The organism is Dyella sp. (assembly GCF_035503745.1).
Lineage (GTDB): Bacteria > Pseudomonadota > Gammaproteobacteria > Xanthomonadales > Rhodanobacteraceae > Dyella_B.
Genome location: NZ_DATJTC010000043.1, coordinates 103,050 through 127,139, shown reverse-complemented (window position 1 = coordinate 127,139; position 24,090 = coordinate 103,050). Strand labels below are relative to the sequence as shown.

Annotated in this window: 29 protein-coding genes; 13 read left to right on the top strand and 16 right to left on the bottom strand. The window is 65.7% G+C overall.

The genetic code is table 11. The features are described 5' to 3' along the window. Positions 1 to 25 precede the first annotated feature (25 nt). Positions 26 to 2,128 carry a tetratricopeptide repeat protein gene (locus VME63_RS17055; protein WP_325434555.1) on the top strand — a complete coding sequence of 701 codons (2,103 nt, stop codon included), beginning with the start codon at positions 26 to 28 and terminating at the stop codon, positions 2,126 to 2,128. A gap of 138 nt (positions 2,129 to 2,266) precedes the next feature. Here the strand turns inward: VME63_RS17055 and VME63_RS17050 are convergent, their stop codons facing one another. Genes VME63_RS17050 through VME63_RS17040 form a run of 3 tightly spaced genes read right to left on the bottom strand, consistent with a single transcriptional unit; the run spans position 2,267 to position 4,285 of the window. Beyond that, positions 2,267 to 2,533 carry an acylphosphatase gene (locus VME63_RS17050; protein WP_325434554.1) on the bottom strand — a complete coding sequence of 89 codons (267 nt, stop codon included), beginning with the start codon at positions 2,531 to 2,533 and terminating at the stop codon, positions 2,267 to 2,269. Positions 2,534 to 2,537: 4 nt separating this feature from the next. Beyond that, positions 2,538 to 3,014, bottom strand: a complete 477-nt coding sequence (locus VME63_RS17045) for a TlpA family protein disulfide reductase (protein WP_414648285.1) — start codon at positions 3,012 to 3,014, stop codon at positions 2,538 to 2,540. Next, positions 3,014 to 4,285: a YihY family inner membrane protein gene (locus VME63_RS17040; protein WP_325434552.1), complete on the bottom strand. Its 1,272-nt coding sequence runs from the start codon at positions 4,283 to 4,285 to the stop codon at positions 3,014 to 3,016. The genes VME63_RS17045 and VME63_RS17040 overlap by 1 nt, the downstream gene beginning before the upstream one ends. A 58-nt stretch (positions 4,286 to 4,343) precedes the next feature. Here VME63_RS17040 and wrbA point away from each other — a divergent pair, with 58 nt between their 5' ends. Both wrbA and VME63_RS17030 read left to right on the top strand, forming a co-directional pair. Beyond that, positions 4,344 to 4,940, top strand: coding sequence for an NAD(P)H:quinone oxidoreductase (gene wrbA / locus VME63_RS17035; protein ID WP_325434551.1), 597 nt, complete (start codon positions 4,344 to 4,346; stop codon positions 4,938 to 4,940). Next, positions 4,940 to 5,296 (top strand): DUF2069 domain-containing protein, encoded by a 357-nt coding sequence (locus tag VME63_RS17030; protein WP_325434576.1) that lies wholly within the window; start codon positions 4,940 to 4,942, stop codon positions 5,294 to 5,296. Before wrbA ends, VME63_RS17030 begins: the two co-directional genes overlap by 1 nt. On the opposite strand, the gene VME63_RS17025 is transcribed toward VME63_RS17030, so the two are convergent. Further along, positions 5,293 to 6,081 carry a thioesterase family protein gene (locus tag VME63_RS17025; RefSeq protein WP_325434550.1) on the bottom strand — a complete coding sequence of 263 codons (789 nt, stop codon included), beginning with the start codon at positions 6,079 to 6,081 and terminating at the stop codon, positions 5,293 to 5,295. The two genes, VME63_RS17030 and VME63_RS17025, sit on opposite strands and share 4 nt — an antisense overlap. 102 nt (positions 6,082 to 6,183) lie before the next feature. On the opposite strand from VME63_RS17025, the gene VME63_RS17020 reads away from it, so the two are divergent. Then, on the top strand, positions 6,184 to 7,827 hold the full coding sequence (locus VME63_RS17020; protein ID WP_325434549.1) for an acyl-CoA dehydrogenase family protein: 1,644 nt from the start codon (positions 6,184 to 6,186) through the stop codon (positions 7,825 to 7,827). Positions 7,828 to 7,890: 63 nt separating this feature from the next. Further along, entirely contained in the window at positions 7,891 to 8,388 is a 498-nt protein-coding gene (locus tag VME63_RS17015; protein ID WP_325434574.1) for an asparaginase domain-containing protein, read from the top strand. Positions 8,389 to 8,580: 192 nt separating this feature from the next. On the opposite strand, the gene sufT is transcribed toward VME63_RS17015, so the two are convergent. Next, positions 8,581 to 9,138 carry a putative Fe-S cluster assembly protein SufT gene (gene sufT / locus VME63_RS17010; RefSeq protein WP_325434548.1) on the bottom strand — a complete coding sequence of 186 codons (558 nt, stop codon included), beginning with the start codon at positions 9,136 to 9,138 and terminating at the stop codon, positions 8,581 to 8,583. Positions 9,139 to 9,349: 211 nt separating this feature from the next. Between sufT and VME63_RS17005 the strand changes: the two genes are divergently transcribed. Then, positions 9,350 to 9,781, top strand: coding sequence for a hypothetical protein (locus tag VME63_RS17005; protein WP_325434547.1), 432 nt, complete (start codon positions 9,350 to 9,352; stop codon positions 9,779 to 9,781). Positions 9,782 to 9,785: 4 nt separating this feature from the next. Here the strand turns inward: VME63_RS17005 and VME63_RS17000 are convergent, their stop codons facing one another. Beyond that, positions 9,786 to 11,249 (bottom strand): NAD(P)(+) transhydrogenase (Re/Si-specific) subunit beta, encoded by a 1,464-nt coding sequence (locus VME63_RS17000; protein WP_325434546.1) that lies wholly within the window; start codon positions 11,247 to 11,249, stop codon positions 9,786 to 9,788. Continuing rightward, positions 11,249 to 11,557 (bottom strand): NAD(P) transhydrogenase subunit alpha, encoded by a 309-nt coding sequence (locus VME63_RS16995; protein ID WP_325434545.1) that lies wholly within the window; start codon positions 11,555 to 11,557, stop codon positions 11,249 to 11,251. Before VME63_RS16995 ends, VME63_RS17000 begins: the two co-directional genes overlap by 1 nt. 138 nt (positions 11,558 to 11,695) lie before the next feature. Between VME63_RS16995 and VME63_RS16990 the strand changes: the two genes are divergently transcribed. The 3 genes from VME63_RS16990 to VME63_RS16980 are packed head-to-tail and all read left to right on the top strand — an operon-like array spanning position 11,696 to position 13,194. After that, on the top strand, positions 11,696 to 12,283 hold the full coding sequence (locus tag VME63_RS16990; protein WP_325434544.1) for an RNA polymerase sigma factor: 588 nt from the start codon (positions 11,696 to 11,698) through the stop codon (positions 12,281 to 12,283). Continuing rightward, complete coding sequence (locus tag VME63_RS16985) at positions 12,280 to 12,672, top strand: hypothetical protein (protein ID WP_325434543.1); 393 nt, start codon at positions 12,280 to 12,282, stop codon at positions 12,670 to 12,672. Before VME63_RS16990 ends, VME63_RS16985 begins: the two co-directional genes overlap by 4 nt. Positions 12,673 to 12,675: 3 nt before the next feature. Next, a complete protein-coding gene (locus tag VME63_RS16980; RefSeq protein WP_325434542.1) occupies positions 12,676 to 13,194 on the top strand; it encodes a DUF3106 domain-containing protein in 519 nt (172 codons plus the stop codon). A gap of 104 nt (positions 13,195 to 13,298) precedes the next feature. Here the strand turns inward: VME63_RS16980 and VME63_RS16975 are convergent, their stop codons facing one another. Next, positions 13,299 to 14,399, bottom strand: coding sequence for an NAD(P) transhydrogenase subunit alpha (locus tag VME63_RS16975; RefSeq protein ID WP_325434541.1), 1,101 nt, complete (start codon positions 14,397 to 14,399; stop codon positions 13,299 to 13,301). Between the two features lie 207 nt (positions 14,400 to 14,606). Here VME63_RS16975 and cdd point away from each other — a divergent pair, with 207 nt between their 5' ends. The 4 genes from cdd (at position 14,607) to VME63_RS16955 (ending at position 17,200) form a co-directional block, all read left to right on the top strand. After that, on the top strand, positions 14,607 to 15,020 hold the full coding sequence (cdd, locus tag VME63_RS16970) for a cytidine deaminase (protein WP_325434540.1): 414 nt from the start codon (positions 14,607 to 14,609) through the stop codon (positions 15,018 to 15,020). Positions 15,021 to 15,107: 87 nt separating this feature from the next. Then, on the top strand, positions 15,108 to 15,677 hold the full coding sequence (locus tag VME63_RS16965) for a nitroreductase (protein ID WP_325434539.1): 570 nt from the start codon (positions 15,108 to 15,110) through the stop codon (positions 15,675 to 15,677). Between the two features lie 4 nt (positions 15,678 to 15,681). Then, positions 15,682 to 16,581, top strand: a complete 900-nt coding sequence (locus VME63_RS16960; RefSeq protein ID WP_325434538.1) for a 5'-3' exonuclease — start codon at positions 15,682 to 15,684, stop codon at positions 16,579 to 16,581. Between the two features lie 52 nt (positions 16,582 to 16,633). Next, entirely contained in the window at positions 16,634 to 17,200 is a 567-nt protein-coding gene (locus VME63_RS16955; protein ID WP_325434537.1) for an NUDIX hydrolase, read from the top strand. A 5-nt stretch (positions 17,201 to 17,205) separates the two neighbouring features. Here the strand turns inward: VME63_RS16955 and bla are convergent, their stop codons facing one another. The 8 genes from bla to rsmD form a co-directional block, all read right to left on the bottom strand. After that, a complete protein-coding gene (bla, locus tag VME63_RS16950) occupies positions 17,206 to 18,084 on the bottom strand; it encodes a subclass B3 metallo-beta-lactamase (RefSeq protein WP_325434536.1) in 879 nt (292 codons plus the stop codon). Positions 18,085 to 18,186: 102 nt separating this feature from the next. Next, positions 18,187 to 19,245, bottom strand: a complete 1,059-nt coding sequence (locus tag VME63_RS16945; RefSeq protein ID WP_325434535.1) for a TMEM43 family protein — start codon at positions 19,243 to 19,245, stop codon at positions 18,187 to 18,189. Between the two features lie 30 nt (positions 19,246 to 19,275). Further along, the gene (locus VME63_RS16940; RefSeq protein ID WP_325434534.1) at positions 19,276 to 20,127 is read right to left on the bottom strand and encodes an MBL fold metallo-hydrolase; all 852 of its coding nucleotides are present in this window, start codon (positions 20,125 to 20,127) and stop codon (positions 19,276 to 19,278) included. 124 nt (positions 20,128 to 20,251) lie between these two features. Continuing rightward, on the bottom strand, positions 20,252 to 21,967 hold the full coding sequence (gene ggt / locus VME63_RS16935; protein WP_325434533.1) for a gamma-glutamyltransferase: 1,716 nt from the start codon (positions 21,965 to 21,967) through the stop codon (positions 20,252 to 20,254). Then, a complete protein-coding gene (locus VME63_RS16930) occupies positions 21,964 to 22,218 on the bottom strand; it encodes a YfhL family 4Fe-4S dicluster ferredoxin (RefSeq protein ID WP_325434532.1) in 255 nt (84 codons plus the stop codon). Before VME63_RS16930 ends, ggt begins: the two co-directional genes overlap by 4 nt. Before the next feature lie 201 nt (positions 22,219 to 22,419). Further along, positions 22,420 to 22,926: a hypothetical protein gene (locus tag VME63_RS16925; RefSeq protein ID WP_325434531.1), complete on the bottom strand. Its 507-nt coding sequence runs from the start codon at positions 22,924 to 22,926 to the stop codon at positions 22,420 to 22,422. After that, complete coding sequence (gene coaD, locus VME63_RS16920; RefSeq protein WP_325434530.1) at positions 22,919 to 23,458, bottom strand: pantetheine-phosphate adenylyltransferase; 540 nt, start codon at positions 23,456 to 23,458, stop codon at positions 22,919 to 22,921. The genes VME63_RS16925 and coaD overlap by 8 nt, the downstream gene beginning before the upstream one ends. A gap of 46 nt (positions 23,459 to 23,504) precedes the next feature. Next, complete coding sequence (gene rsmD, locus VME63_RS16915; RefSeq protein WP_325434529.1) at positions 23,505 to 24,062, bottom strand: 16S rRNA (guanine(966)-N(2))-methyltransferase RsmD; 558 nt, start codon at positions 24,060 to 24,062, stop codon at positions 23,505 to 23,507. Between the last annotated feature and the right edge of the window lie 28 nt (positions 24,063 to 24,090).

Genomic DNA, 24,090 nt, shown 5'->3' with positions numbered 1-24,090 from the left:
ATTTTCACCTACTCGTTTGTGGCTAATGAACCAAACCCAGCCCACCGATCTCGCCGCCGTGCTGCGCAAGCTCAACGAGCTGCTGCAGCAAGGCGCCTACGAGGAAGCCGCCCAGGCCGCCACCCTGGCCCGGCGCGTGTTCCCGGTGGCATCGGAGTTGATTCGCCTGCACGGCATGGCGCTGCTGCAACTGGATCGCCGCCGTGAAGCGCAGATCGCCTTGAGCCGCGCCGCGGAACTGGCGCCCGGCAATATCGATCTGCAATGCCAACTGGCCAGCCTGGCGCTGACCGAAGGCCGGCTTCAGGCAGCCATCGAGCGCCTGCAAAAGGCACGGGCCCAGGCGCCGCAGCACCCCGCCGTGCTGCACAACCTGGGCCTGGCCTACATGGCCGCCGGCCAGCACGCACAGGCGCGCGATGCGTTCGCCCTAGTCGTGAAAAACCTGCCGCAACAGGCCACCATCCGGCTCAACCTGGCTGCCGCCGAAGTGGCGCTGGGCCGCTTGCCGCAAGCCGAAGCGCAGGTGCGCGAAGCCTTGCAGCGCGAACCGTCCTCCGATGTCGCGCACGCCATGCTCGCCCACGTCGTGCACATGCAGCGCCGCCCACAGGAAGCGGCGGCCTCCCTGCTGCAGGCAGGCAAGCTGGCACCCGCCAACGCGCAACACATGTACCAGGCGGCGCTGATGCTGGACGAAGCGGGCGATCTGCCGGGCACCGACCACGCATTCACCCAAGCGCTGGCGCGCGCGCCCGATTCGGCCGCCGTGGCGAGCCAGTTGCTGTTCGTGCGCCGCAGGCTGTGCCGCTGGCATGGAATCGACGCGCTGAGCGAGCAGGTTGCCCATGCCGTGATGCGGGACGAGCCGGGCCCGCATCCTTTCGCCTTCCTCGCCGAAGATGCCGACGCCGCACTGCAACTGCGCTGCGCACGTACCTTCGCCGCACAAGTCGAGCGGCAAACCGGCGCGTTGCGCCAGCACCTGAATTTACGTCATGCCATGCCGCTTCCTGATGCCCCGATCCGCGTGGGCATGCTTTCCGAAGGCTTCCACGAGATGGCCGTCGGCCAACACGTGGTCGCCTTGATCGAGGCGCTGGCCGACAGCGATCTGGACGTCCATCTGTTCGCGCTGACGCCCGACGACGGCGGCGAAGTGCGGCGCCGCCTTGGCGCCGCCGCAACGCTGCATGATGTCTCGGCGCTGACGCATGCGCAGATCGCCAGCCTCATTCACGGCACCGCCATCGAGATTCTTTTCGATCTCGGTGGCTATCGCGGACGCGGCAATGCCCAGTTGATGTCGCTGCGCGCCGCACCCGTGCAAGTGAGCTGGCTGGGTTTCGCGGGCAGTTCCGGCGCACCGTGGATGGACTACGTGCTGTCCGACGCCGCCACGCTGCCGCCCGCACTGCGCGAGCACGTGAGCGAAAAAGTGATTCGCCTGCCGCGCTGCCCGCAACCGAACGATCCAACCCGCCACATCGGCAAACCGCCCCCGCGAGACACCTGCGGCCTGCCGGCGCAAGGCGTGGTGTTCGCCTGTTTCCAGGAGACCTACGCCATCAATCCGGCGGTGTTCGCACGCTGCATGCTGATTCTCAAGCAGGTGCCGCGCAGCGTGCTGTGGCTGCTGAGCGGGCCGGCCGATACCAACGAGCGCCTGCGTGCCGCCGCCGGCGCGCTCGAGGTTGCCCCCGAGCGCATGGTGTTCATGCCGCACATGCCCTACGCCGATTACCTTGCCCGCTATGCGCACGTGGATTTGTACCTGGACGCGCTTCCGATCAACGCGCGCGCGGCCGCCGCCGATGCGATCTGGGCCGGCTGTCCGGTGCTGACGCGCACCGGCGACACCTTCGCCGGACGCACCGTCACCAGCATGCTGCAGCAACTGGGCCTGCCCGAGCTCATCACGGGCGACAACGTATCCTTTATCGGCATGGCCACCGCACTGGGCAACGACACCCACGCCCTGGCGACACTGCGCCACCACATCACCCAGCAGCGCACGCACAACGCGCTGTTTGACATGCAAGGCTTCGCGCGCGACTTTCGCCGCGCGGTGCGCGCGATCAGCGCCCGCCATCGCATCGGCCGCCCACCGACGGACGTCGATTTATAGCGTTTCGCAGCGGCATGCCCATAAGCAAGCCGGCGCAGCACTGCGCCCAACGCATGGAAATGCTGCAGCGGGAACTAGCCGGCTTGAATCGTTGACGGCGCGCAGCGCCAACACGCGTGATTTAACGGGCAGCTTCGCTCAGGAAACGTCGAATCCGTCGGCCACCGTGTCGGTGTAGTCGCCGCGCACAACCTTCTCCACCCGCGCCGCGGGTGGTCCCTGCCACAGCCATTGCTCCAGCTCGCCCAGTGCCTCCGGCGTACCGCAAGCGATAACTTCGACCCCGCCATCGGCGAGGTTTCGCGCATAGCCGCGCAGGCCGAGCCGCAACGCTTCCCGGCGCGTGCTTGCGCGAAAAAACACGCCCTGCACGCGGCCACTCACATGGAAACGCGCGCCGTTCATGCGCTTAATGCCCGATCGCGGCGGCCAGATCGGTGGCCGTGATCGGGCCCGTGAAATGTTTGGCGACCTTGCCGTCCGGGCCGATCAGCCAGGTGGTCGGCAAGCCGAGCGGTTCGTCGAAATCCTTCAACGGCTTGTCCATGGTGACTTGCGCGATGGGATAAGTGACCGGGTGCTTGGCCAGAAACGCGCGAATGTCCGACGGCTCGGTGTCTTCATAGGCAATGCCGATCGCGCGCACATTCGGATGCGTGGCAACGAAATGGGCGATGCCGGGAATTTCCTTGATGCAGGGCCCGCACCAGGTCGCCCAGAAGTTGACGATCACCCAATGCCCGCGCTGCGCTGCCAGATCATAGGGCTTGCCGTCGAGCGTGGTGACTTTCAACGTGGGCTGTGCGGGCATGGCGGCCCAGGCCGGCGCGGACAGCGCGCAAGCGGCCAGCAGCGCCAGGAGCATGGATAAACGCGGCAACTTCATCATTCGGATTCCGGGGACGGGACAATGGGCGGGGTCCGTACAGGATAAACCTTGTCCAGCCGCGTGCCCAAGGTCGTATCGATGGAACGGGCCAGCTCGTCGAGCACCGAAAGAAGCTCCGGCGGCAACTCGATGCGCGACGCCGCGGCCTGTTGCACCGGGTTGAGCGGCAGCGGGTATCCACTGCGCGAGTACACACGCAGCAAATCGGTGCTGTCCAGGCTACGCGCCAGCATCCAGCCTCCTGATTCGCGGCGGTGAATCAAATCGGCGCGCGCGAGCGCTTCGAAATAAGCTGCGATCGATTCGCTGCGCAGGCACGGTTCGGCCATCCGCACGGTAGCGGGATCCAGCGCTACTCCGTTGCGCTGCGCGTCGACGAAGTGGCGCAACACCACCAGCAGGGCAAGAAATTCCGAACCCTCCGGCAGCACATCGCAAGGCGCCTGATATTCGAATGCCGACACCGAGGCAGCCACCGACGCGCAGAGAATCACGATCACCCACGACAGGTAGATCCACAACAGCAGCAGCGGAACGATCGCCAGCGCGCCGTAGATCTGCTGGTAGTTCTGCGCATGCTGGACATAATGCGTGAACATCCAGCGTGCCAGTTCGAACAAGATTGCCCCCAGCAAGGCGCCGATCGCCGTGTCGCGCTTGTTGACGCGGCGATTGGGCACGGTGGTGTAGAGCAGCCACAACGTCAGGTAGGTCACCACGAACGGCAGCGCCTTGAGCAATTGCTGCCCGATGCCCAGTTGATCGCGCGCATCGCGGAGCATCGGCACCGCGGCCACGTAGGAGGTCACGGCGATGCCGCCGACCACCAGGATCGGCCCCAGGGTCAGCGCCGCCCAATACAGCAACAGGCGCGGCCCCCATGGCCGGTGGTTGCGCACCTGCCAGATGCGGTTGAGCCGATCCTCGATGCTGTTCATCATCGACACGGCACTGAACAGCATCACCAGGATGCTGATGCCGGTGAGCTTGCGCGCGTTGGAGGCGAAATCCAGCAGCGCTTTCTGTACTGTTTCGCCCGCGGCCGGCACAAAGTTGCTGAAGACGAAATTGATCAGCGTATCGCGCGCCTCCTCGAACATCGGGAAGGCCGCGAACATCGCCAACACGGCCACGGTGAGCGGCACCAGCGACACCAGCGTGGTGTAGGACAACGCGCCGGCCGTCTCGAAGCACTTGTCGTTGAGAAAGCGCTGCCAGAGAAAATGGCCGAAGGTGAGGGTGCGATCCCGGTTGAAGCGCAGGTTCATATCAACATCCCTGGTGTCGCACGTACACTAACCCATCCAGTCTTAACCGCCCAAACGCATGAATGACATCCTGGTGCTGTACTACAGCCGCAACGGCCACACCGCCCAACTGGCCCGCCTGATTGCGCGGGGCGTGGAGGAAGTACCCGGCGCACGTGCGCGCCTGCGCCAGGTGCCCCCGGTGGCGCCTGTCACCGAACAGGCCCAACCGCCCGAGCCTGAGGAGGGTGCGCCGTACGTCACCCGCCAGGACCTGCACGAATGTTCGGGCCTGGCGCTGGGCAGTCCCACCCGCTTCGGCAACATGGCCGCGCCGTTGAAGCACTTCCTCGACGGCACCGGCGCCGAATGGGCGAGCGGCACGCTGGCGGGCAAACCCGCGGCCGTGTTCACCGCCACCAGCACCATGCATGGCGGGCAGGAGTCGACCTTGCTGAGCATGGCGCTGCCGCTGCTCCACCACGGCATGTTGCTGCTGGGCCTTCCCTATACCGAGCCTGCCCTCACCAGCACGCTGAGCGGCGGCACGCCCTATGGCGCCAGCCATGTCGCCGGCCCCAAGGGCGACAACGCCATCACCGAACACGAACGCGAGCTGGCCCGCGCACTGGGCAGGCGCCTTGCCGACGCCGCGCGCAAGCTGGCGGCGCCATGATGCGCGCGCCGCTTGCGGCAGTCGATCGCATCGGCCTGTTCACGTGGATGGCGCTGATCGCGCTGCAATGCGTGTGGTATGCCTGGATGTTTCCGCCACAACACATACCCATGGCCGCGGCGCTCGCCATCGCAGTGATGCCCCTGCTGCTGCCCTTGCTCGCGCTGCGCAACATGCGTCGCGCGCTGCTTTGGGTGGGTATCTTAAGTTTGTTTTATTTTTGCCATGGCGTTGCCGAAAGCTGGAGCTCGGCACAGGAGCGCTGGCTGGCGCTGCTTGAAGTGTTTCTAACGCTGCTGCTGATCGGCACGCTCGGCGCGGGCGTGAAACGCAAATCGGCCACGGGCGCCGGCTAACCGAACACCACCATGCTCTGGCGGCTCAATGCGGCAGGTTCGCCGCCGGGCCCCCACAGCATCACCTGCTGGCTGGTGTAGCCATCCTGCGCCGCCTGCAGTTGCGCGTCGATACGCCAGCCATTCAACGGCCATCCGCGCGGGTCGGCCAACAGCTCCAGCATCCAGGTCAGGGAACTGCCTGGCGCCGGTTGATCGAGCATGGACAGTGCCACCGGCGGAATAAAGTCGGCGAACGCGACCACGTGCGTTTCGTCCGCAACCCCATCGTCCTTGAGTGAGATATCGACGACTTGTTCGGTCTGGGTGCTGCCGGAGAACGGCACATCGCCCTGAAGCCAACGCGCGTGAAAATGCTGGGTGAACTCCGGCAACAGCCCCGGCACGTAACGCAGCACGTGCGGCGTGGGCATCGCCTGCACCGCCGGTTGCGCAGGCAGCAGATGCAGCTTGGAAGCGCGCGGCGTGCCGAACACGCCGATCACCACGCAAACCGTTTCGTCGCCGTCGATCAGCCTGGCTTCCACTTGGCTGACGTTTTTACCCTGGCGCAAGACACTCGCCGCGATCCGCACATCGCCCGCCGGCACCGGCGCGAGGAAGGCAACCTGCAGGCTGCGCAGCGGCGTACCGGCCGGCACCAGATCGCGCATCGCCCGCAGCGCCAGCGCCGCCTGGATGCCGCCGAATGCACTGCGGCCTTGCAGCCAGTCCTCGCCGACCGAGGCGATCCATGTATCGCCATCGCGGCGAACGCTATCCAGGGCCTGGGAAAACCGCATCATCCTGTCTCCTACATCGGATCGCCCATGCTAGCGGATCGCCGCCGTTATCCGCACTGGACACGCCTGTGCCTATACTCGCCAAGAGGCTTGGCGAGGTGCCCTATGGGATTTCTGCAAGACGCTCCGCAACTGGCTCATCCGCATCGCAACGACCGGCTGTTGACGGCGTTGCTCGACAGAATCTTTCCATCCAAGCGCCGGGCCGCGCTGGATGCCGATCTCGATGCGCTGGGCGATTACGCGCAAATGGCGTTCGAACGCAGCGCCCGCAGCGCGCGCCAGAAACCGGTGCTGACGCAATGGGATGCCTGGGGACGCCGCGTCGATCGCATCGAACTGACCCGCGCGTGGACCGAAGGCCCGCAGCTGACGACACGCCACGCCATTCTCGCCGCCGGCCACGAGCAGCACGAGCATGCGCGCCTGGAGGAATTTGCGCGTGTCTACGTCTATCACATCGCCAGCGAGTTCTATACCTGTCCCCTGGCAATGACCGATGGCGCGGCGACGGCGCTGAAAACATCGGGCAACAAAGCGCTGATCGAACGCGCGCTGCCGCATTTGCTCAGTCGCGATGCCAGCCAATTCTGGCTTTCGGGCCAATGGATGACCGAGAACGCGGGCGGCTCGGATGTGGGCAACACCGAAACCGTGGCCGCACAGGATGCCGCCGGCCAATGGCGCCTGTACGGCCGCAAGTGGTTCAGTTCGGCCGTGGTCGGCGAGGCGGCGCTGGCGCTGGCCCGTCCCGAGGGCGCCGGCAGCGGCACCGCGGCGCTGGCGCTGTTCTACGTGGAGACGATGAACGGCGCCGAGCGCAAGCCCGAGCTGATCATCGATCGCCTGAAAGACAAACTCGGCACGCACGAACTGCCCACCGCCGAGATCCATCTCGATGGCCTGCCGGCATGGCCGCTTGGCGAACTCGCGCACGGCGTGCGGCAAGTGGCCCCGATGCTCAACGTCACCCGCACCTGGAATGCGATCTGCGCCGTGGCCAGCATGGCCCGCGCGATCGCGCTGGCACGCGACTATGCCGCGCGGCGGCAAGCCTTTGGCCGTCGCCTGATCGAACAGCCGCTGCACGCGCAGACACTGGCCGACATGCAGGCCGAATTCGAAGGCGCGTTTGCCCTGGCTTTCGAAGTGGCCTACCTGCTCGGGCGCGTGGAACAAAAGGTGGCCACGCTGCAGGAAACCGCCTCGCTACGCCTGCTTACGCCGCTGGCCAAACTGTGGACCGGCAAAATGGCGGTGAGCCTGTGCTCCGAAGCGCTGGAATGCTTCGGCGGCGCCGGCTACATCGAGGACACCGGCCTGCCGCAGCTGCTGCGCGATGCCCAGGTGTACGCGATCTGGGAGGGCACCACCAACGTCCTTTCGCTGGACAGCCTGCGCGCCTTGGCCGGCAACAACAGCTTGGCCGCGCTACGCAAGGTGATCGCCGGCTGGCTAGGCGAAGCCCACAACGCCCAGGCTTCGTTCGCGATCCACGCCGCCCTCGACGCGGCGGCCACGCACATGGACCCGCAGAAAACGGAACGCAACGCACTGGAGGCCGGCGCCCGCGGCATCGCCACCACACTGGTGCGCTGCGCGGCGGCCGCCTTGCTGGCGCGCCAGGCGGCCTGGTCGTCCTCGCGCGGCGACGAACGCCCCGCCGCCGCCCTGCGGCGCTTTCTTGGCCACGGTCTGTTGCGCCTGTCCGACATCCATGGCGAGGACACGCGGCTGCTGCTTGAATGAAGGGCCGCGCCGGAGCGCTCTGCGGTTAAAATGCCCGCTCACTCCCATGGCACCCCGACCACCATGCAGCATCTGACCATCGTCACCACCGGCGGCACCATCGACAAGATCTACTTCGACGACAAGTCCGACTACAAGATCGGCGCGCCGCAGATCGGGGACATCCTCGGCCAGCTCGGCGTGGCATTCCAATTCGACGTGATCCCGATCCTGCGCAAGGACAGCCTGCACATCAACGCCGAGGACCGCGCGCTGATCCGCTCGGCCATCGAGGCGCAACCGCATCGCCACGTGCTGGTGACGCACGGCACCGACACCATGGTGGAAACCGCCCGGGAGCTGGCCACGATCAAGGGCAAGGTGATCGTGCTCACCGGCGCGCTTAATCCTGCGCGCTTCCAGGGCTCGGATGCGGTGTTCAACATCGGGTGCGCGGTCGCCGCCGTACAAACCTTGCCCGATGGCGTCTACATCACCATGAACGGTCGCGTGTGGGACCCGGCCAAGGTGCGCAAGAATCGCGACGCCAATCGCTTCGAGGAAATTGTCGGCGCACCTTAAGCGTGCGCCGATCTATTCCACGCACCGGTCACCGAACTTTTCGCTGAACTTCGATCGTCACACGAACATCGTTCGAATATTCGCACTGCACGCCAGCGGAAATTAACGGCGCCTCGATGCCCGCAGCGGCACGAGCCGCGCCAACCGGCTCGCCTCGATCCACGCAAGGGTGCAGCGGCCCCTTCGGAGCGCTTAAAGCATGCCGGTTTCGAGCTTGGCCGCTTCCGACATCATCGAATGATTCCACGGCGGATCGAACACCAAGTCCACATCCGCTTCGGCCACGGTGGGAATAAGTTCCAGCTTGGTGCGCGCATCGTCGATCAATACGTCGCCCATGCCACAGCCTGGGGCGGTCAGTGTCATCTTTACGTAGACCTTGCGCTGGTCGGGCGCGGTGGACTCCAGACTCACGTCGTAGACCAATCCCAGTTCGACTACGTTGATCGGAATTTCCGGATCGAACACCGTGCGCAGCTGCTGCCACACCAGTTTTTCGACATCGGCATCGCTGGCGTCCTCAGCCAGCTCGAGCGGGGGCGGCGGCTCCTTGCCCAGCGCGTCGGCGTCGTTGCCGGCGATACGGAACAGATTGCCTTCCACGTAAACCGTGAAACTTCCGCCGAGCGCCTGTGTGATATAGCCGACCTGGCCGGCCGGCAAAGTCACGCTTTCGCCCTGGGGCACCATGACCGCGTTGCAGTCTCGCTCCAGGGTGAAGGGTTCGCTGCTAAGACTGAAACCGCTCATGCCATCTCAAGGGATCGTGGTGGGCCATCCGGCCAGATGCCGGTCCGCTATTATGCCGGCCGCCCGTGGGCCTTGTCCTCCAGATCAGGTTGAAGCCGGCCGATCTCAAGGGCGGCCAGGGGGAGAAATCCCGGCGTCTCACGCTAAGATGCGCGCTTTGCCAGCAGGACCGGAGCGTAACCGTGCCCCCCATCACCCCTTTCGGCCAGCCATGATGCTGCAGCGTGTGCTGGGAGAAATCTTCGCGCTGATTTGCGCGCTGATGCTGGGACTGGCCGCCGGCGCCCTGTGGCTGGTGCCCATGGTCATGCTGCGCCGCCCTCTGCCGGAACTGGCGCTGCTGGCCGGATGGATACTTGCCCTGGCGATCGGCCGCTGGGTGCATGGCCGCAAGTGGAATGTGTTGCTGCTCGCCTGGCTGGCCACCGCGCTGGCATGCGTATACGTGCGCGTGCTCACCGTGGCCGCACAGATCGCGGCGATGATGGGCCTGGGCTTGGCCGAAACCATGCGCACGGCCGGTTATTCGATGCTGCTGGAACTGGCCCGCATGAAATCCACGCAGGCCGATATCTTCTGGGACGTGGCGGGCCTGGCGGTCGCGACCTTAGTCAGCCTGCGCCCGGCCACGCGCAAGCGCTGACGAATCAGGTGTCGAGCGTTTTCAGCTCGGACACCAACTGTCCTGCCGCCGCCTGGCCATCGCCATAGAGCATGCGCGCGTTGTCGGCATAGAACAGCGCGTTCTCGATGCCTGCAAACCCCGTGCCCTTGCCGCGCTTGACCACGATCACCTGCCGGGCGTCGGCCACGTCGAGAATCGGCATACCGTAGATCGGCGAGGAAGGATCGGTCTTGGCCAGCGGATTGACCACGTCGTTGGCGCCGATCACCAGCGCCACGTCGGTCGCCGGAAATTCCGGATTGATGTCTTCCATGTCCGCGATCAGGTCGTAGGGCACGCCCGCTTCGGCCAGCAGCACGTTCATGTGCCCCGGCATGCGCCCGGCCACCGGGTGGATGGCGAACTTCACTTTCACCCCGCGCGCGATCAACAGCTGCGCAAATTCCCATACCTTGTGCTGCGCCTGCGCCACGGCCATGCCGTAGCCGGGCACAATCACCACGCGCTCGGCATAAGCCATCATCACCGCCGCATCGGCGGGTTCGATCGGTTTTTGACTACCGCCGATCTCCTGCGCCGACACACCCGCCGCCGCACCGAAGCTGCCGAAAAGCACATTGCCCAGCGAACGGTTCATCGCCTTGGCCATCAATTGCGTAAGCAAGGTACCGGCCGCGCCGACCACCATGCCCGCGATGATCATCGCCTCGTTGTGCAGCACGTAGCCCTCGAACGCCACGGCCAGGCCGGTGAAGGCGTTGTAGAGCGAAATCACCACCGGCATGTCTGCGCCGCCGATGGGCAAGGTCATCATGACGCCAAACAACAAAGCCAGCACGAAGAACGCGCCGACCCATGCAACATACACATGCCCCAGCGCCAGCATCACGCCGATCAGCACGGCGCCGGCCAGCACCAGCAGGTTAAACACGCGTTGACCGGGGAAAACGAAGCGGCGGTCCAGCCAGCCCTGCAGTTTGGCGAACGCGATCAGCGAGCCGGAAAAACTCACCGATCCGATCAACGCACCCAGCACACCCAGCGCCAGCGCCACCGGCGACAGCTGCGTCACGGCAATCGCCCCGTGCAGGGCCGACCAGCTTTCCGGCAACAAGGGCGAGGTGTCCGGCGCGGCGGCCACGTAATCGCTTGCATGCGCGACCAGTTCGCCCGCGCCAATCGCCGCGGCCGCGCCGCCGCCCATGCCGTTGTAAAGCGCCACCATTTGCGGCATGGCGGTCATCGCCACCCGGCGCCCGGACCACCACGCCGCGGCCACGCCGACCAACACCGCGACAATGATCAGCCCGCGGTTCGCGATATCCGGCAGCAACAGGGTGGCCAGCACCGCCAACAGCATGCCGAATCCGGCCCAGACGATGCCGCCGCGCGCCGTGCGCGGCGAACTCATGCGCTTGAGCCCCAGGATGAACAACAGGGCCGCAAGAAAATACGAAGCGTCGATCAAGGTCGGGGCCCACGCCATCACTTGGTCTCCCCGTTGCCCTTGCCGGGCTTGCTGGACTTGAACATTTCCAGCATGCGCTCGGTAACCACATACCCGCCGGCGGCATTGCCGGCGCCCAGCAGGACGCCGATGAACCCGATGGCCATCTCGAACGGGGTGTGCGCATGACCTAGCGCAATCATGGCTCCAACCAGCACAATGCCGTGGATGAAGTTCGAGCCGGACATCAGCGGCGTGTGCAAGATGACGGGCACCCGCGCAATGATCTCGTATCCCGTGAATGCGGCCAGCATAAACACATAAAGCGCCAGGAACCCGTCGAGCATGTGTTTCCCCTGCCAATCTGCTAGGTCCGCCTCATCATACGGGCGTGGGTCAACCCGCGCGAGCCCGGTGCGTTAATGGCGAGAGTCGAACAGATGGAGCCCCGGGATGCTCGCCCTGACGATGCGGAAAACGGCGCCATGAGCGGCGTCTCGGCGGTATTCGAGGCAGAACTGCTCAGCCAGGAAGGCAGGGCCGTTCCGGCAACGCTGGATGGGTTTCTGGCAAGCATGGAGCGCCGCGCCTTCCGCATGGCCGAAATGCACCTGGGCAACCGCGAAGACGCCCTGGACGCGGTGCAGGACGCCATGCTGCGCCTGGTCAAGCATTACCGGGACAAACCCGCCCAGGAATGGACGCCCCTGTTCTGGGGCATCCTGCGCCGCCGCATCGTGGATTTGCAGCGCCGGCGCAAGGTGCGCTCCATCGTGGTCGGCTGGCTGGGCGGCGGCCACGACGACGAGGGCGACGAACTGCCCGCGTGGGAACCGGCCGATACCGGGCCGGACCCGCTGGAAAAGCTGCACGGCGAACGTTCCTACGCGGACATGGCCGCCGCCGTGAAGCAGCTTCCGCGGCGGCAGCGCGAAGCGTTCATGCTGCGGGTGCTGGAAGGCCTGGATGTGGCGGAAACCGCCCAGGCGATGGGCTGCTCGGAGGGCAGCGTAAAAACACATCTTTCGCGTGCGATGCAGCATCTGCGCGAAGAACTGGAGGAGTGGCGATGAACTCGTCCGACAAATCATTGGAAAAGCGCGCCCGCGCGCTATACCACGAAGCGGTCCAGCACCTGGATCCGGCCACCGCCGGACGCCTGCGCGCCGCACGCCGCACCGCCTTGCAGGCTGCCACCGGGCACGCTGCGACGCACCACCGTGCACGCGTGCTGCTACCGGTCGGCGCACTGGCCGCCATGGCCCTGGCCGCACTGATGATCTGGCAGCCGACGCCCAAGCCGCCGGCCAATGGCGCCACGCCCGCCATGGCCACGGCCGCCGAGACCGACAACGAACTTCCACCGGGTGCTGAGAACGGCGATCCTGGCCTTTACCAGAACCTCGATTTCTACAGCTGGCTGGCCGCCAATCAAAACAACGGCCAGCAGCGCAAAAACTGATCCATGCTGCCACGACCACTTCGCCTGCCCCTGCTAACCGCCCTGCTGATCGGCCTGCTGGCCGGGGCGCCGCTGTACGCGCAGAATTCGCCCGTCCCGCACCCGTGGAACAGCCTCTCGCCCGCCCAGCAGAACATGCTTAGCCCGCTGCAAGGCCAGTGGGACACACTCCCGCCCAAGCGGCAGGAGCACATGCTTGAACGCGCCCAGGACTGGAGCAGGCTGCCCCCGGAACGCCAGCAGGAAATCAAGGCCAACCTCGAACGCTGGCAGCAAATGACGCCCGAACAACGCCAGCAGGCACGGCGTAACCAGCACCTCTACGAAACACTGCCGCCGGCCAAACAGCAGCAGTTGCACGATGCCTTCCAGCGCTTCCAGCAACTGCCGCCCGCGCAGCGCGAAGCGCTACGCCGCCAGTGGCAGCAGCAAAGCCCCGAGGAACGGCAGCGCTGGCTGCAACACATGGGGCCCAATTCCACCTTGCCCGCCAAGCACGCCTTCGGCATGCCCGGGCGCTGATCGCCCGGCGAGGTTCGGCTTCCCGGTCAATGCGTACCGGCCGATGGGAAAAGCGTCGCCGCGCCCTGCGCGCGCGGCGGGTGTGAACACTTAACAGCGAACATTCAACCCTGCAATACCACCTCGCCCTGGCGGGTCAGGCAACTTTTCGCGACCAGTTCGTCGTTGAAGTCCGGCTGCAACGCGCCCTCGCGTATCAGCAGTTGGGCGAAGTTGTAGATGTTGCGCGCATACATTTCCGATGCATGCAGCGGCGCGCCCGCGGCCAGGTTCAGCGGGCCCAGAATCGTTACCTCGCCATGCTGCACGCGTTCGCCCGGGCGCGTCAGCTGGCAATTGCCGCCGCTTTCGGCGGCCAAGTCCACGACCAGGGCGCCGGGTTTCATACCCTCCACCATCGCGGCGCTGATGATTTTGGGCGCAGGACGGCCCGGCACCGCGGCGGTGCTGACGACCACATCGAACGCCTTCAGGTGATCGGCCAGCGCTTGCTGCTGCGCGGCGCGTTCTTCGGCGGTGAGTTCGCGCGCGTAACCGCCGCTGCCGGCGGCACTGACGCCCAGTTCGAGAAATTTCGCGCCGAGCGATTCGACCTGCTCACGCGTCTCCGGACGCACGTCGTAGCCCTCGATCTGCGCGCCCAGGCGCCGCGCGGTGGCGATCGCCTGCAGACCCGCCACGCCCGCACCGATCACCAGCACGCGCGAGGGTCGGATGGTGCCGGCCGCGGTGGTCAACATCGGGAAAAACTTCGGCGCGTTCTCCGCCGCGATCAACATCGCGCGATAGCCGGCCACCGCCGCCTGCGAACTGAGCACGTCCATCGCTTGCGCGCGTGTCGTGCGCGGAAGCAATTCCAACGAAAAAGAAGTCAACTTGCGTTGTGCCAGTAGCGCGATGCGCTCGGCCGCGCCATGCGGACGCAGTTGGCCGACCACCATGGCTCCTTCGCGCAGGCCGGCGAGCACGGCATCCTGGGGCGGCACCACGCAGGCCAGCAGGTCGGCCTGGGCGATCACCTGGGCCGCATCGGCAAACTGCGCATCGGCGTAACTGGCATCGGGGAATCCGGCGCTCGCACCCGCGCCGTGCTCAAGCAGCACGCGCGCGCCTATGCCGCGCAGCTTCTTTGCCACTTCGGGCGTGATCGCCACGCGCCGTTCTCCGGCGACGGTTTCACGCAACGCAGACACCGTGATCGACATCGGCCATCCCCAGCGGAGCAGTTGTCGAATCCTAGCCGATGCGTCCGGCCGGGCGAACCCCGTCAGGGCTCGCTTACCCTATGGGCGTAGCCCGTGTTGCGTTTGAATGGCCACCTGGCAGCCACTCAAACGCAACACGGGCTACGCCCATAGGGTAAACAGGCCCTAAACTGACCGGCCCACCCGGGGACAGCGACGGAGCCCCCGATGAGCGAACAAGCCGTTAGCGCCACCCTGTTGAACCTGGCCCGCGCCGCGCGCGAACGCGCCTACGCGCCCTATTCCCGCTTCCAGGTCGGCGCGGCGCTGGAAACGCGCGACGGGCGCCAGTTCTCCGGCTGCAACGTGGAAAACGCCGCGTACGGCCTGTGCAATTGCGCGGAGCGCACGGCACTTTTCGGCGCCATCGCCGCCGGATGCCAGCCCGGCGATTTCAGCGCGATCGCCATCATCGCCGATACGCCGGAACCGGTCTCGCCGTGCGGCGCCTGCCGCCAGGTGTTGTGGGAACTTTGCGCTCCGTCGATGCCGGTGTTGCTGGCCAATCTTGCCGGCGACACACGCTTGACCACGGTCGATGCGTTGCTGCCCGATAGCTTCCGGCTGGCGCACGCGCGCTGAGGCCAGCGCCGCGCGCGGCTCTGGCGGCCAGGCGTGCAGGCAGCACGGCCGGTTGTAGGATAGGCGCTTTCCCCTACCCTCCCCGCCATGTCCGACGCGCTTTCCCTGTTGCAACAACGCCATTCCGCGCCTTCGCGCCAGCTCGGCGAACCCGCTCCCGACACGGCCACCCTGCACGCCTTGCTGGAAGCGGCCATCCGCGTGCCCGACCACGGCAAGCTGGTACCGTTCCGGCTGATCGAGCTGCGCGGCGAGGACAAACTGAAGTTTGGCGCGCAGCTCGCCGAGCGCGCCATCCGCCGCGATCCGGACCTGCCCGAATCCAAGCGCGAGAAGGAACGTCTGCGCTACACCTTCGCACCGCTGGTGATGGTGGTGGTCGCGCGGCTCAACGACGATGCCGGCATTCCCCACATCGAACAGAAACTGTGCGCCGGCAACGTCGCCTACAACATTCTGCTCGGCGCGTACGCGCTGGGGTTCGGCGCGCAGTGGCTCACCGGCTGGGCGGCCTACGACGAGGACGTGGCCGCGCTGCTGAAACTTACCGCCAACGAATGCGTCATCGGCTTCGTGCACCTGGGCACGCCGCAGACGGAGATTCCCGATCGCGACCGCCCGGCGCTCAAGGATCTGTTGTCGTCGTGGAAGGCATGAGTTCGTGAAAACCACCGGCCGACCCACCGCGCACCTGATCGACGGCAGCTTGTACGTTTTTCGCGCCTGGCATTCGATGCCTGACCAATTCCACGATGCCGACGGCCACCCGGTCAATGCGGTGCACGGCTACACACGCTTCCTGTGCGAGTTGCTGGAGCGCGAACGCCCCACGCATCTGGCGGTGGCTTTCGATGCCTCGCTCACCACCTCGTTCCGCAACGCGATCTATCCTGCGTACAAGGCCAATCGCGAGCTGCCGCCCCCGGATCTGGAGCGGCAGTTTGTGTTATGCCGCGCCGTCACCCAGGCACTTGGCGTGCGCGTGATGATCGATCACAGCTATGAGGCGGACGATTTGATCGGCAGTACGCTGTGGCATTTGCGCGGTCGCGGCTTTCGTAGCGTGATCGTGTCGGCCGACAAGGATTTCGGCCAGCTGCTGGGCGAACACGACGAACAATGGGACTTCGCACGCAATCTGCGTTGGGGTCCGGCCGGGGTATTCGAACGGCTCGGCGTGCATCCGGAACAGGTTGCCGATTTTCTCGCGCTATGCGGCGATGCGGTGGACAACATTCCCGGCGTGCCGGGCGTCGGCGCCAAGACCGCCGCGGCGCTGCTGGCGCATTTCGGCAGCCTGGACGAATTGCTCGGACGCATCGACGAAGTGCCGTTCCTGCGCCTGCGCGGCGCGGCCAGCTGCGCGGCAAAACTTAAAGAGCATGGCGAGTCGGCGCGATTGTATCGACGGCTCACCCGCATCGCGCTGGACGCTCCGGTCAGCGACACCGCCGACGCCCTGCAACGCCAGCGCGGCGGCACCGAACTCGAAGCGCTGTGCGAGCAGCTTCGTTTCGGGCCGCTTACGCGCAGCCGCCTGCGCACGCTCAACGACGCTTAGCGACCATGGCGTTCATCGATCACCACCCTCTTTATCCACAGGCTATCGGAACATGACGCATACGGACCGCATCCCCGCAGACGCCCAATCGCCCCCGCAAACGCTGCACGAAGGACGCTGGCTTTCGCTGCGCCGCCGCGGCCGCTGGGAATATGCCGAGCGCAACAACCCGGGCGGTGCGGTGATCATTCTGGCGGTAACGCCCGAGGACAAGATTCTGTTCGTGGAGCAATACCGCGTCGCAGTACAGCAATTCACCATCGAAATGCCGGCCGGCCTCGTCGGCGATCTTGCCGGCAGCCAGGACGAAAGCGCCTTGCTGGCCGCGCAACGCGAACTGGAAGAAGAAACCGGTTATCGCTGCGCACGCGTGAGCTTTGTGCACGAAGGACCCTCGTCATCGGGCATGAGCAGCGAAATCATTGCTTTCGTGCGCGCCCATGACCTGGAAAAGATCGGCGACGGCGGCGGCGATGAAAGCGAGAACATCGTGGTGCACGAAGTACCGCGCACGCAAGCCGGTGCGTGGCTGCTTGCGCGCGCGGCGGAGGGCTACTCGATCGATCCGAAGCTGTTTGCGGGGCTATGGTTCATCGAGCACGCCGCGATCTTCGGCTAAAGCCGTCATGGCGGTGACACGCGCTCCTTCACAAGACGCGCATCGAGACCTTTTTGCGCATCCGCCGCATACGCCCTGCACGCGGCATGGTCCACCAACGGGTCGGGCCGCACACCGGCCTGACGCTGTTTCACCTTATCCCAAAAGTCGCTGGCATCGGGATGCGGCGTAAGCAGGATGTCGCAAGGCAACGCCGCCACCGTTGCGATGGAACGGCGGAAGTCCTCCACGCGATGCGGATGCGCGGGCGTATCGGTGTAGCGGTAGTGCGCGTTGCCCAGGGCAGTGAGGCTATCGGCATAGACGATGTTCAGGCAGGCGCCGCCCTCGCAACTGCGCCACGTCCATGACGTGCTGCCCGGCGTGTGGCCGGGCGTGTAGTGCGCCGTGATCGCGACATCGCCCAGATGCAGGGTTTGGCCATCCGCTACCACGCGAACGTGGTGCACAGGGGGAAAGGTCGGCGCCAGGCCGTATTGCGGATCGTCAGGGTCGGCACCGCCCAGCGCCATGGCATGCGCACCGGCGGCGCTGGCGATCACTTGGGCGCCGCTCGCGCGCTGAAGTTCGGCGATGCCGCCGGCATGGTCGGAATGCGCGTGCGAATTGAGAATCCAGCGAATATCGCCGACGCGAAAGCCCAGCGCGCGAATGTTCGCTTCAATGCGTGGCGCCGATTCGGGCAGGGCGCCATCGATCAGTACCAGCCCTTGCGATGTCTTCACCAGGATCGAGGACAGACCGTGCGGACCGACGTAGTAGGTGTTGCCGAACACCTTGAACGGCTGCTGCGGCGCGTTCCACGCGGCACGATCCTGCGCATGCGCCGCCGACCAGGCGATGCAGCACGACAAGGCAACGCCCAACGACAAGCGAATCGGCATGGCGGACTCCCGTAGCGGACTGGCGGCGATACTGCTGCACGCACGGGGCTTTGTGCAGGCACGCTCAGGGCAACGCGCAGGCAAAGCCCGGCGCGCGATGCGTCACTGCGGCGGCGATTGCAGCGCCCGCACGCGCCAGGCCGTCACGGCGACCCCGGCCAGTGCCAGGCCCAGCCACCATCCGGCCAGCGCATTGTCGTGCCCCAGCCAAAGCACGCCGACGACCGCGCCGATCGCCAGCACGGCGATGGACGGCGCCAGCACGAGATCGAGCCGCTGGTAGTGCCAACGCACCAGCAACGCCGTGCCGGCCGTGGCCAGCAGCAGCGAAAACAGGCGCCGCAGCCATACCAGGCCCATCGGCAACGGCACCGGAAGATCGGGAAACAGATCGGTCAGGGGAATATCGCCGGGCTGCACGGCGTAACCCACGCCATCGGCGGCATCGCTGGCGGGTACCAGTTCGCGGCCCTGGACCTTGGCCACGATCGTCACCTCCTGCGATGGCACGCCTTCCCAGCTGACCCGCAGATCGCCCACGTGCGGATTGGACGGCACCGCGCTGGTCACCAGGGCATTCTGGTAAAGACTGAAACTGGCAGCGAGATTGCTGGGGAGGTTACGCAGGTCCGGTGTTACCGGCTGGTTGGCGATCAGCCCGTGCACCAGCGATGCCGACAGCGTGAAATCGTCCAGACGCAGCAACCCGGCATCGAACTGCGCACTCTGGATCGCAAAGGCGCCCGGATTGGCGTGTCCTTCGGGATGTTCGAACTGGCTGGAATCGATCGGTTTGTCTTCCCAGTCCATTTCGTAGGACGCCGGACCGCCGTAGCGCTGCTCGTGCCACTGGAACATCTGCACGTGGCGGATCAGCACCGGCACGTTGGCCTGCTGGTTGAACTGACGGTCCAGCGGCGACTCCACCGTTTCCAGCGTACCGACCACGCGCACCATGTAACCCTGCTCGTCCGAATCGGGACGGGCGTTGGTGCCCAGGTCCAGCACGTCGCCGCCATGCCTTTTCATCTGCGTGCGGTAATCGATATGTCCCTTCTCGGTGACCGCGACCAGGCCCACACCCAGCAGCAGCAGGATGGCACCCAGCGCAGGTAGCAGCAGCTCACGGATGGAAAGTGGTGCCTTCCGCTCGCCGCTCATCGAACCTCCGGGTGGATGCCAGGTGATGCCTCAGGACAGAGCGCCGCACAATTGGGGCTGCTCCTCAGCCGTACCATAGCGCCCACGCTCGTCGCGTGTCACGCGGGCCAGGGCGCAGGCATGGTCGTGGGTGAAGAACAGGCGCACGTTGCGTGAGAGCTTGTCTTCCAGGAAATCGCGTTTTTCTTCGATCAGCGCCTCTGGGAAGCGGTCATAGCCCATGGTGATGGGCAGATGCACCCACGGCCGGCCGGGAATCAGATCGGCGCAGAAAACCACGCCCGCGCATTCGGCCAGCATCAGTCCCGGCGTGTGGCCTTGGGAGAAATAAAAGCGCACCGCGCGCCCCAGCGCCTGCGAGTACTCGCCGGCGACCAGTTCCAGACGCCCGCTATCGAGCAAAAGCTGCTGCAACGGCGCAATGAACGAGGCGCGATCGCGCGGGTGCGGATTCAGCGCACGCTGCCAGTGCTGCGCGCCGACCAGAAATTTCGCATGGGGAAACAACAGCGCAGGCGCCTTGCCCTCTTCCCACGCCGCCAGCAGGCCGCCGGCATGATCGAAGTGCAGGTGCGAGAGCACCACCACGTCGATGTCTTCGTGCGACACCCCGGCGGCGGCCAGCGAGTCCAGCAGCACGTGATGGTTTTCCACGACTCCGTAGCGTTCGCGCAGCGCCGGTTCGAAGAACGCGCCGATACCTGTCTCGAACAGCACGTTGCGGCCTTCCAGATCCTTGATCAGCAGGCAGCGGCAGGCCAACGGAATGCGGTTGAGTTCATCCGGCGCGATCCAGCGCGACCACATCGCCTTGGGCGCGTTGCCGAACATCGCGCCGCCGTCGAGTTTCTGCGTATTGCCGTTGATCGACCAGAACTGCATGACTGCTCCCGAACCGCTTGCCTGCTTGCCGCGCCACCATTCCTGCGCGCACACGGCATATTTAACTCCACCGCGACCCGCACCGCAGTGACGCGGATGTAAGCGCAGCGTTCAATGCAGGCGCTTACTGTACCTTGCCCAGGCCATCTTCGCGGCGCGGATCGCTGGCCGCATCGAGCTTGTTGCTGCGACGATCCCAGATGACCACGTTCATGAAGCCCCACGGTTCGCGCTCCTTGAGCGTGTAGCCCATGCGCATCAGCGCCTGGGTGGTGGCCGCGTCGAACGCACCGGGCTCGACCATCACGACATCGGGCATGTACTGATGATGGAAGCGCTTGTGCGCCACCACCTGGTGCGCGTCGCCGCCGTCGATGAAGGCAAGGATGCCTTCCAGCACCTGGGTGATGATGGTGGAACCGCCGGGCGAGCCGATGACCGCGGTGCGGTCGGGGCCGATAACGATGCTGGGCGACATGGATGAAAGCATGCGCTTGCCCGGTTCCGGCGCGTTGGCCTTGCTGCCGAGCAGGCCATACACGTTGGGCTTGTTCGGCACCAGCGCGAAATCGTCCATTTCATCGTTGAGCAGCACGCCGGTGCCGTCGGCGACGAAGGTGGAACCAAGCACGTAGTTCACCGTGGAGGTGATCGCCACCATGTTGCCGTCGGCATCGATGATCGAGAAATGGGTGGTGTGCATGCCCGGATCCTGGCCGTTGGACGGCGCCAGCATCGAGGAGGGCGTGGCCTTGTCCGGCAGGATGCTCTGGCGCAGGCCGTCGGCGTAATAAGGCGACAGCAGCATGTCCAGCGGCATCTTCACGAAGTCCGGATCGCCCAGGTAATCATTGTGATCGCGGAACGCGCGGCGCATCGCCTCGATTTCCAGATGCACGCGATGGGCCTGGTCGAGCTTGGCGAGGTCGAAGCCGGAAAGGATATTAAGGATCTGCGCGATCGCCACGCCGCCCGACGACGGCGGCGGCGCGGTGATGATCTTGTACCCGCGATAATCGACGATGATCGGCGCGCGCTCCTTGACACGATACGAAGCCAGATCCTTCAGCGTCCAACGGCCACCGGCCGCGTTCACCGCATCGACCAGCTTCTGCGCGATTTCGCCGCTGTAGAAGCCCGAGTCGCCGTATTGGGCCAGCAGCTCCAGCGTGTGCGCCTGATCCGGATCGCGCCAGATCTCGCCCTGCGCGGGAACTTTGCCGTTGGGCAGGTATTTGGCGGCGGAGGCCGGCCAGCGGTTGAGGTTCTTCTGTTCTTCGGCGATGGCGCCGAGCAGGCGGCTGTCGGGCTTGAAGCCGTCCCGCGCGGTGCGGATCGCCGGCGCCAGCGACGCGCCGAGCGGCAATTTGCCGTAGTGCTTGGCCAACCACACCAGCCCTGCCGGCTCGCCGGGAATACCCGCCGAGAGCGGCCCCTTCAGCGAGGTGTCGCGATTGGGCGTACCGTCGGGATTGAGGTAGTCCTTGGGGTTGACCGACGCCGGGGCCACCTCGCGGGCGTCGACGAACACGTCGCGGTTGGTGGCGGCGATATGCATGGTGGCCATGAAGCCGCCGCCGAGGCCTGAACTTTCCGGCTCGACCACGGACAAGGTGGACGCCACCGCCACCGCCGCATCGAAGGCATTGCCGCCCTTGGCCAGCACCTCAAGGCCGGCCTCGGTAGCCAGGGCATTGGCGCTGGCGATCCCGGCGTGGCCGGGTCGCTGCGCAAACGGCGCGGCATGGTTGGATGGCGTGGGGTGGTCGGCGGCAAATGCCCCGCCCGTGCCGAGCAAAAACCCAATCAGCAACGCCTGCCAGCGCAACGCACGCTTCATTCCTTGGTCTCCATCAGGTGTTGGTACTTAAGCTCGAGCTGCGCGCGCGTTTCAGTGTGCGCGGGGTCGACGATGATGCATTCCACCGGGCATACGACCACGCATTGCGGCTCTTCATGATGGCCGACGCATTCGGTGCACAAGGCGGGATCGATGATGTAGTACTCCTCGCCAAGCGAAATCGCCTTGTTCGGGCAGGCGGGTTCGCAGACGTCACAGTTGACGCAGGTATCGAGGATCTTCAGGGACATGCCGGGCTAGTCTACATGGACCGCTGTCGGTTGTGCGCAGCAACAATCCGCGGATCACTCCCGTGCGGGAGCGCCAAGCGAGGCCAGGGACAGCGCTTTTGCCTGTATCGGCGCCGGCCAAGGGCAATTTCCACGGCCCCTGGCGCGCGGCTGCCCCCACCCCAACCCTCTCCCCGGAGGGAGAGGGGGGAGAAGTTGCCATTACATCGCAACGAAGCGAATCGTCGCGTTGGTCGGCTTCAGCACGTCGTCCACGCGCTGCTCGTCGGCCTTGTCGCCGATGAAGAGCACGATCACGCCCTTGAAGGAGCCCGGCTTGGCATCCTTGAACGCCGTGGTGACGAGGTCCGCCGTCTTGCCCGAATCCGGGCCGCCGAACACCAGCATGTTGCCGGGCAGCACGCCGCGGGCGACGGTGTCCTGCACATTGCTCAGCTGGCGGTCGCGGGCGTCCTTGGTGGCATCGTCGTCGCCCGCCGGCACCATGTAGGCATACGGTTGCGGGGCGGACATGCCCTGCAAGTTGGCCTGCACGATCTGGCCCAGGTATGCGCTCCAGGCCTTGGTATCGGTCGGATCGGTCGGCTTGGTCAGCTTCTGGGTCTGTTGCTGGGCCTGCTCCTGGCCGTCGCCGCTTTTGTTGCAGGCAGACAAGGCAAGGCAGCCGGTCAACGCAAGAGCCGTGGCGATGAGAGTGAGTTTACGCATAGTTATCCCCTTCGGTGTCGGGTTGCTTTTTATGCCAGCGCTGCCGCATGGCTTGTTGAACCGCCGGATGCACGAAGCCGCAGATGTCACCCCCAAGGCGACCGATCTCGCGCACCAGCGAGGAAGAAATGAAGCTGTACTGCTCGGCCGGGGTCAAGAATAGCGTTTCGGCCTTGGGAATGAGATGGCGATTCATGCTCGCCAGCTGAAATTCGTATTCGAAATCCGATACGGCACGCAAGCCGCGGATAATTACGCCCGCGCCGATCTCCTCCACCAGCTGGGCCAGCAGGCAGTCGAAACCGCGCACCTCCACGTTGGGCAGGTCGGCCAGCGCCAGGCGCGCCAAGGAGATGCGCTCCTGCAACGTGAACCCGGGGCCCTTGCCCTTGTTCGGGCTCTCCGCCACCGCGACCACCACGCGTTCGAACAAGGGGGCGGCGCGCGCCACCAGATCCGCATGACCGTTGGTGATCGGGTCGAACGTACCCGGATAAACGGCAAGGCGTGTATTGACCGGCGGTTTGTTCACAAGCGCAACGTTCGCGGGAAGGACCGCATTAGCTTAATGGAATGCCCTAGTGACGGCGATAGAGCGCATAACGTACCTCGCCGGCGTAGCCTTCGCGGTGCAGCACCCAGTTGTCGGGCATGGCGGGCGTCGTCTCACGCGGACATTCGACGTAGACCTGCGCCGCGGGCGCAAGCCACCCACCCTGCTCCAGCCGCAGCGCCAGCGGCGACCACAGCTGCAGCGCGAACGGCGGATCCAGGAACACCAGCCCGAAGGGCGTGGCCGCGCGCTGCAGGAAATGCGCCGCATCCACGCAGGCAACCTCGCCTTCCTGCGCTTTCAGCCGCGCCAGATTGGCGCGCAGCGCGTCGGCGCTCGCCGCTTGCGGCTCCACAAACTGCACGCTTTGCGCACCGCGCGAAAGCGCCTCGATGCCCAGCGCGCCGGTTCCGGCGCAAAGGTCCAGCGCGCGCACCCCGGCCATGGTCGGCGCCAGCCAATTGAACAGGGTTTCGCGCACGCGCTCGGGCGTGGGCCGCAATCCGGGAAGATCGGGCACGTCCAAACGGGAATTGCGCAAGTGGCCGCCGATGATGCGGATACGCCCAGGCGCGGGCTTCATGGACACAAGCCCTCAGCGGGCAGTACGG

Excerpts from the sequence above, each read along its gene's own strand:
- VME63_RS17055 (WP_325434555.1), top strand. The coding sequence starts at position 26 with ATGAACCAAACCCAGCCCACCGATCTCGCCGCCGTGCTGCGCAAGCTC.
- VME63_RS17050 (WP_325434554.1), bottom strand. The coding sequence starts at position 2,533 with ATGAACGGCGCGCGTTTCCATGTGAGTGGCCGCGTGCAGGGCGTGTTT.
- VME63_RS17045 (WP_414648285.1), bottom strand. The coding sequence starts at position 3,014 with ATGAAGTTGCCGCGTTTATCCATGCTCCTGGCGCTGCTGGCCGCTTGC.
- VME63_RS17040 (WP_325434552.1), bottom strand. The coding sequence starts at position 4,285 with ATGAACCTGCGCTTCAACCGGGATCGCACCCTCACCTTCGGCCATTTT.
- wrbA (WP_325434551.1), top strand. The coding sequence starts at position 4,344 with ATGAATGACATCCTGGTGCTGTACTACAGCCGCAACGGCCACACCGCC.
- VME63_RS17030 (WP_325434576.1), top strand. The coding sequence starts at position 4,940 with ATGCGCGCGCCGCTTGCGGCAGTCGATCGCATCGGCCTGTTCACGTGG.
- VME63_RS17025 (WP_325434550.1), bottom strand. The coding sequence starts at position 6,081 with ATGATGCGGTTTTCCCAGGCCCTGGATAGCGTTCGCCGCGATGGCGAT.
- VME63_RS17020 (WP_325434549.1), top strand. The coding sequence starts at position 6,184 with ATGGGATTTCTGCAAGACGCTCCGCAACTGGCTCATCCGCATCGCAAC.
- VME63_RS17015 (WP_325434574.1), top strand. The coding sequence starts at position 7,891 with ATGCAGCATCTGACCATCGTCACCACCGGCGGCACCATCGACAAGATC.
- sufT (WP_325434548.1), bottom strand. The coding sequence starts at position 9,138 with ATGAGCGGTTTCAGTCTTAGCAGCGAACCCTTCACCCTGGAGCGAGAC.
- VME63_RS17005 (WP_325434547.1), top strand. The coding sequence starts at position 9,350 with ATGATGCTGCAGCGTGTGCTGGGAGAAATCTTCGCGCTGATTTGCGCG.
- VME63_RS17000 (WP_325434546.1), bottom strand. The coding sequence starts at position 11,249 with ATGGCGTGGGCCCCGACCTTGATCGACGCTTCGTATTTTCTTGCGGCC.
- VME63_RS16995 (WP_325434545.1), bottom strand. The coding sequence starts at position 11,557 with ATGCTCGACGGGTTCCTGGCGCTTTATGTGTTTATGCTGGCCGCATTC.
- VME63_RS16990 (WP_325434544.1), top strand. The coding sequence starts at position 11,696 with ATGAGCGGCGTCTCGGCGGTATTCGAGGCAGAACTGCTCAGCCAGGAA.
- VME63_RS16985 (WP_325434543.1), top strand. The coding sequence starts at position 12,280 with ATGAACTCGTCCGACAAATCATTGGAAAAGCGCGCCCGCGCGCTATAC.
- VME63_RS16980 (WP_325434542.1), top strand. The coding sequence starts at position 12,676 with ATGCTGCCACGACCACTTCGCCTGCCCCTGCTAACCGCCCTGCTGATC.
- VME63_RS16975 (WP_325434541.1), bottom strand. The coding sequence starts at position 14,399 with ATGTCGATCACGGTGTCTGCGTTGCGTGAAACCGTCGCCGGAGAACGG.
- cdd (WP_325434540.1), top strand. The coding sequence starts at position 14,607 with ATGAGCGAACAAGCCGTTAGCGCCACCCTGTTGAACCTGGCCCGCGCC.
- VME63_RS16965 (WP_325434539.1), top strand. The coding sequence starts at position 15,108 with ATGTCCGACGCGCTTTCCCTGTTGCAACAACGCCATTCCGCGCCTTCG.
- VME63_RS16955 (WP_325434537.1), top strand. The coding sequence starts at position 16,634 with ATGACGCATACGGACCGCATCCCCGCAGACGCCCAATCGCCCCCGCAA.
- bla (WP_325434536.1), bottom strand. The coding sequence starts at position 18,084 with ATGCCGATTCGCTTGTCGTTGGGCGTTGCCTTGTCGTGCTGCATCGCC.
- VME63_RS16945 (WP_325434535.1), bottom strand. The coding sequence starts at position 19,245 with ATGAGCGGCGAGCGGAAGGCACCACTTTCCATCCGTGAGCTGCTGCTA.
- VME63_RS16940 (WP_325434534.1), bottom strand. The coding sequence starts at position 20,127 with ATGCAGTTCTGGTCGATCAACGGCAATACGCAGAAACTCGACGGCGGC.
- ggt (WP_325434533.1), bottom strand. The coding sequence starts at position 21,967 with ATGAAGCGTGCGTTGCGCTGGCAGGCGTTGCTGATTGGGTTTTTGCTC.
- VME63_RS16930 (WP_325434532.1), bottom strand. The coding sequence starts at position 22,218 with ATGTCCCTGAAGATCCTCGATACCTGCGTCAACTGTGACGTCTGCGAA.
- VME63_RS16925 (WP_325434531.1), bottom strand. The coding sequence starts at position 22,926 with ATGCGTAAACTCACTCTCATCGCCACGGCTCTTGCGTTGACCGGCTGC.
- rsmD (WP_325434529.1), bottom strand. The coding sequence starts at position 24,062 with ATGAAGCCCGCGCCTGGGCGTATCCGCATCATCGGCGGCCACTTGCGC.